4 protein-coding genes are annotated in these 5,611 nt (G+C 62.6%); 1 reads left to right on the forward strand and 3 read right to left on the reverse strand.

Going from position 1 to position 5,611, the window contains the following annotated elements:
• The 3 genes from A3728_RS08135 to A3728_RS08145 form a co-directional block, all read right to left on the reverse strand.
• Positions 1-1,561 (reverse strand): FAD-dependent monooxygenase (locus A3728_RS08135; RefSeq protein WP_067921957.1); only part of this gene is annotated, 1,561 nt, incomplete at its 3' end.
• Between the two features lie 148 nt (positions 1,562-1,709).
• Positions 1,710-2,153 (reverse strand): phasin family protein, encoded by a 444-nt coding sequence (locus A3728_RS08140; protein ID WP_067921959.1) that lies wholly within the window; start codon positions 2,151-2,153, stop codon positions 1,710-1,712.
• A 140-nt stretch (positions 2,154-2,293) separates the two neighbouring features.
• A complete protein-coding gene (locus A3728_RS08145; RefSeq protein ID WP_067921963.1) occupies positions 2,294-4,099 on the reverse strand; it encodes a PHA/PHB synthase family protein in 1,806 nt (601 codons plus the stop codon).
• A 102-nt stretch (positions 4,100-4,201) separates the two neighbouring features.
• Between A3728_RS08145 and phaZ the strand changes: the two genes are divergently transcribed.
• Positions 4,202-5,512 (forward strand): polyhydroxyalkanoate depolymerase, encoded by a 1,311-nt coding sequence (gene phaZ, locus A3728_RS08150; RefSeq protein ID WP_067921966.1) that lies wholly within the window; start codon positions 4,202-4,204, stop codon positions 5,510-5,512.
• Positions 5,513-5,611 lie beyond the last annotated feature (99 nt).

Raw genomic sequence — 5,611 nt, forward strand, 5'->3', positions numbered from 1 at the left:
AGGGGCTCGCCCCGTCGGTGCCGAGCCGGTCGCACAACCGCGCCACGGCCCCGCCCTGCTGGCCCGTATCGCCCGCCCCGGCAAAGGCATAGAGCCGCCAGCGCCCGTCCGCCTCCGCCACGTGGCCCAGTTCCATCGGCCTTGCATCCGCCACCCGGATCACGGGTGCTGAGTGAAATCGCATCCCCACCGGCAGGCCCCGGGCCAGCGCCTGCCGCGGCGCGGCGGCAATCAGCGTGGAAGGCGCATAACAGGTCGCCGTCCCCGCGGTGAACCGGCCATGACGGACAAAGCTGCGCTGCAACTCCGTTGCATGGCGGTCCCGGTCGGCCACCGCCTCGGGCGGGGTGCTGAAGATCCGCGCGAAGGACCTGTCGAAGGCTATCAACTCCTCCGCCACCGCCTGCCGTTCGGTGCTGTAGCTTTCCAGCAGACCGGGCGCCGCCTGCCCGCGCAGCACCGCCGCCAGCTTCCAGCCGAGGTTGAAGCCGTCCTGCATGGAGACGTTCATCCCCTGCCCGGCCTTGGGGCTGTGGGTATGGCAGGCATCCCCGCAGATGAAGACGCGCGGCGATCCCTCTGCGCCGTCATCGAACCGGTCGGCGAGGCGCTGCCCGATGTCATAGACCGACCACCAGGCGACCTCCTGCACATCGAGCGTATAGGGGTGCAGGATACGCTGCGCGGCGGCGATCAACTGTTCAGCGGTGATGTCGCGCCCCGCCGCACGCTCGTCGGGGCCGAGCTTGTCCATCTCGATATAGAGCCGGACAAGATAGCCGCCTTCGCGCGGGATGATCAGCACGCTCCCCTCGCTCGCGGACTGGATCACCGATTTGATCCGCAGATCGGGAAAATCCGATCTGGCCAGAATGTCCATCACCCCCCAGGCCTTGTTGGCGGAATCCCCCCGCAGCGTCAGCCCCATGGACCGGCGCACCGCGCTGCGCGCCCCGTCGCACCCCACGAGGTATCGACAGCGCAGAAACCTGTCGGGCCGCCCGGCGCCGCTGGCATCGCTCAGCTGGACGCGGACCGGATGCTCCGCATCATCATCGCGGCAGTGGTCGGCAAAGGCCCAACCGTAATGCGGCGCCATTCGCCGTGGCCCCTTGGCCATCCGGTCCAGCAACAGATCATGGACGCGCGCCTGATTGAGGATCACATGAGGAAATTCCGACAGCCCCTCTTCCGTGTCGCGGATACGCTCGTTCCGCCTGATCAGCGAAGGGCTCTCGGGGTCCGGTTTCCAGAAGGCGGTCTCATTCACCCAATAGGCTTCACGCAGGACCTGATGGGCAATGCCTATGGCCTCGAACATCTCCACCGTGCGGCAAGCGATCCCGTCGGCCTGCCCCATCTGTAAGGGACCATCCTTGCGTTCGATGATATGGGACGCGATCCCGGCGAATTGCGCCAGTTGCGCGGCAAGGATCAGCCCCGCAGGCCCGCAGCCCACGATCAGCACATCCATCCGGTCGGGCAATGCCCCGCCCTGCGGGGCCTGCTCCGCGGCCACCGATGGATCGCCCACGCCTACGCCGTTGAGATGATATTGCATGGTGCCCCCCCCCGATGCGTGCAAACTAGAGGCGACGGGGCGACCCCCGCAAGCCACCGCAACATGGGGGCGACCAACCACGCAAAAGGGCGGACCCGAAGGCCCGCCCCTGCGTTACCCGCCTTGGCGGGAAAATCTGCTCAGCGAGTTACTTCGCTGTGGCTTTCTTGGTCGCGTTCTGAACGTCGTCGGATGCTTTCTTGACGGCCTTGGCGGCATCGTCCTGCATGTCCTTGCCGGCGTTCATCATCAGTTCGACGGTGTCCATCTGAACCTTCTTCGCGATTTCTGCGAAAGCGGCCATGTGCTCTGCTGCGGATTCAGCCGAAGCGGAAGCGAATTCGGTCATCGCCTTGGCGTAGTCGGCGGGCTCCTGCTTCGCCTTGGAGATTTCGGCCAGCTTGTTCAGCGTGTCCTTTGTCCACTTGGCGGAGATGTCGGCAGATTTCTCTGCGGCATCGATGGCCACGCCGGACAGTTTCTCGTTCAGCGTCGCGGCTGTCTTGAAGGAGCCTTCCATGGCGGAAGTGTCCACGGGGAAGGAACCCATTACGTCTTTGAACATCGCGGTCATATCAGGTGTCTTTGTCATGTCTCTATCCTTTGTTGCTGTGAGCGGGGTGTTCCACTCTTGCTGCGTCTGCAAAGAATATAGATGCTGCACTGCGGCAAATCAACCTTTTTCTGCAGTGCAGCAAAAAATTTCCCTAAGGTAAAGATGAGACAATCAAATCAGTCGTTTGCCTTGCGTTTTACATAATCCCCCGGCGCATCGCCCAGAATTTCCTGCCCGTCGTCCCCCGGGAATCGGGCATCCACCTGCGCCCCGGACCGCTTCTTCAGCCACTTTCCCCAACGCGGCCACCACGACCCTTCGTGGAACTCCGCCTCCTGCAGCCAGTCCTCATGCGCAAGTTCGAGGTCGTCATTGACGTAATGGCCGTATTTCTTCTTGCTGGGCGGATTCACGATGCCCGCGATATGGCCCGACTGGGTCATGATAAAGGTCTTGTCCTTGCTGCCCATCTGCTGGATGCCGCGATAGCTGTCTTTCCACGGCGCGATATGATCCGTCTCGCAGGCGATGGCGCAAAGCGGCACGTCGATGTCCCCCAGTTCGAGGTGATGCCCCAGCATATCAAGCCCGCCATCCGCCAGCTTGTTCTGTTGGCAGAGCCCGCGCAGATATTCCATCGCCATCTTCGCCGGCAGGTTCGCCCCGTCCCCGTTCCAGTAGAGCAGATCGAAGGCCGGGGGCGTCTCGCCCATCATGTAGCTTTTGACGGCCGGCCCGTAGACGAGGTCGTTCGAGCGCAGGAACGAAAAGGTCCGCGTCATGACGATGGAGGGCAGGATGCCCTTGTCCTTCGTCTCCGCCTCGATCCCGTCGATGAAATCGTCGGTCAGGAAGGGCTGGAATTCGCCCTGGTCGGAAAAATCGGTCAGCGCGGTAAAGAAGGTCGCCGATTTGACCGAGGTATCGCCTCGCTGTTTCAGCAGCGACAGGGTCAGCGACAGCGTGGTGCCCGCGATGCAATAGCCGACCGCGTTCACCTGTTTCTCGCCGGTGATCTTCTTGGCCTCCTCGATCGCGGCGAGATACCCCTCCTCCACGTAGTCGCCCAATCCGACGTCGCGATAGCCGGAATCCGGATTGGCCCAGCTGACCATGAACAGCGTGTAGCCCTGATCCACGATCCATTTCACCAGACTGTTCTGCGCCTTGAGGTCGAGGATGTAGAACTTGTTGATCCAGGGCGGAAAGACGATGAGCGGCGTCTTGTGCACCTTGTCGGTGGTGGGCGTGTACTGGATTAGCTCCAGCATGCGGTTGCGGAACACCACCTTGCCGGGGCTGGTCGCGATGTTGCGCCCCAACTCAAAGGCGCTTTCGTCCGCCAGCCGCACCACCAGCTCGCCGTTGTTGGCCTCCAGATCCTTGATCAGGTTCTCCAGCCCCTTGATAAGGCTCTCGCCCTCGGTCTCCACCGCCCGCTCCAGCACGTCCGGATTCGTGGCGAGGAAGTTCGTCGGCGACATCATGTCGATGATTTGCTGGCTGAAATAGGCCAGCCGCTTCTTTTCGCGCGGGTCCATGTCCGTCACGTCCTCGACCGCCTGTTTCAGGGCCTCGGCATTGATCAGGTACTGCTGCTTGATGAAGTTGAAATAGGGATGCGTGTCCCACAGGGGGTTGGCAAAGCGGTTGTCCTTGGGCGTGCGATCCTCGGGTGCGGCAAACTGTCCCTTCGCCAGCGCCTGCTGCGCCTCGACGAAATGGGCCACCGATTTCGTCCAGTACCCCATCTGATGTTCCATCAGCTTGGCAGGGTTCTGCATCGCCTCGGTCCAGTAGGATTGCGCGGCTTTCTGGAATAATTCGTGGTTTGGACCGTCCAGCGCGGGCTGATGGGTCTGCCGATGGGTCATGACCTGCGCCAGCCGTTCGGTCAGCTTTTCCACCTTCTTCATGTTATCGGCCATGCGTGACAGGGAAGCCGCAGAGGGCGCATCATTTTCAGGGGACCGAGTTGTCATCTTAACTATTCACTCCTATCTTCGCATCTGCAGCATTCCGGGCACCCGGAACGGGCAGTTCTGAAAGTGCCCAGTTCGGGGCCGGTAACAAGGAGACCCTTCGTGCGCTATATGGCAACTTACGACCTGATGGAGTCCATCAGGAACACAAATCAGTGGCTCGGCGCTTCGGCGCTCGCGATGGCATCCTACCCCGCTTTCTCGATGTTTCCAAACCCCGCGCTCGAATGGATGGCCGCATGGGGTGAAGTGACGGAACGTACTTTCGGCCGCATGGTGGTAAAGCCCGACTGGGACATTCCGCCCTTCGTCGGCGCCAACGGTCAGGATCGTCTGGTATCGGTTGAAAAGGTGGTTTCCAAACCCTTCGGCGACCTGATCCGCTTTCGCGTGCAGGGCCGCACCGAAGAAAAGCGCAAGGTGCTGCTGGTCGCGCCCATGTCGGGCCACTACGCGACGCTGCTGCGTTCCACCGTGATCAGCCTCGTGCCCGATTGCGAAGTCTATGTCACCGACTGGCACAACGCCCGTGACATCCCCGTCAGCGCGGGCAAGTTCGACGTGGAGGATTATACCCTCTACCTGGTCGACTTCATGCGCCACCTCGGCCCCGACACCCATGTCATCGCCGTCTGCCAGCCCGCGCCGCTGACCCTTGCCGCCACCGCCTACCTCGCCGAAGAGGACCCGGAGGCACAGCCGCTCTCGCTCACCCTCATCGGCGGCCCCATCGACCCCGATGCCGCCGCCACCGACGTGACGGATTTCGGCCGCCGCGTGACCATGGGCCAGCTCGAACAGTTCATGATCCAGCAGGTGGGCTTCAAATACGCGGGCGTGGGGCGCAAGGTCTATCCCGGCCTTTTGCAGCTTGCCTCCTTCATCTCCATGAACAACGACACCCACCGCGAAGCCTTCATGGAACAGATCAAGCGCGTGGCCCAGAAAACCGCCCATGACCACGACAAGCACAACAAGTTCTACGACGAATATCTCGCCGTGATGGACATGCCGGCGGAATTCTACCTGTCCACCGTGGAACGCATCTTCAAGAACGGCGAAATCGCGAAGAACGAATTCACCGTGGCGGGCCGTCCGGTGGACATCGGCAAGATCACCACCGTCGCCGTCAAGACGGTCGAAGGCTCGAAGGACGACATCTCGGCCCCCGGCCAGTGCATCGCCGCGCTCGACCTGCTGACCGGCCTGCCCGATTCGAAAAAGGCGAGCCATCTCGAAGACGGCGCGGGTCACTACGGCATCTTCGCGGGCAAAAGCTGGCGCAACAACATCCGCCCGCTGGTGCTCGACTTCATGAACGCGAACGACGCGGGCAAGGCCGGCGCGAAACCCGCCAAGGCCACGAAGCCGGAAACCAAAGCGCCCGCGAACCGCAATATCGCCGCGGGCTGACCCCCTCAGGCGGCCGCCGGCACCATCTTCCCGGCGGCCCCGCCCGCGCCTCTACCCCGGCGCGCGCCCCCTTCCAAATGGCGAAAAATCCCGGGGTCC

The sequence above is a fragment of the Sulfitobacter sp. HI0040 genome (assembly GCF_001634885.1).
In the GTDB taxonomy this organism is placed as follows: domain Bacteria; phylum Pseudomonadota; class Alphaproteobacteria; order Rhodobacterales; family Rhodobacteraceae; genus Sulfitobacter.

Bases quoted from the DNA above. Each gene is read 5' to 3' on its own strand.
- A3728_RS08140 (WP_067921959.1), bottom strand. From the start codon at position 2,153: ATGACAAAGACACCTGATATGACCGCGATGTTCAAAGACGTAATGGGT.
- A3728_RS08145 (WP_067921963.1), bottom strand. From the start codon at position 4,099: ATGACAACTCGGTCCCCTGAAAATGATGCGCCCTCTGCGGCTTCCCTG.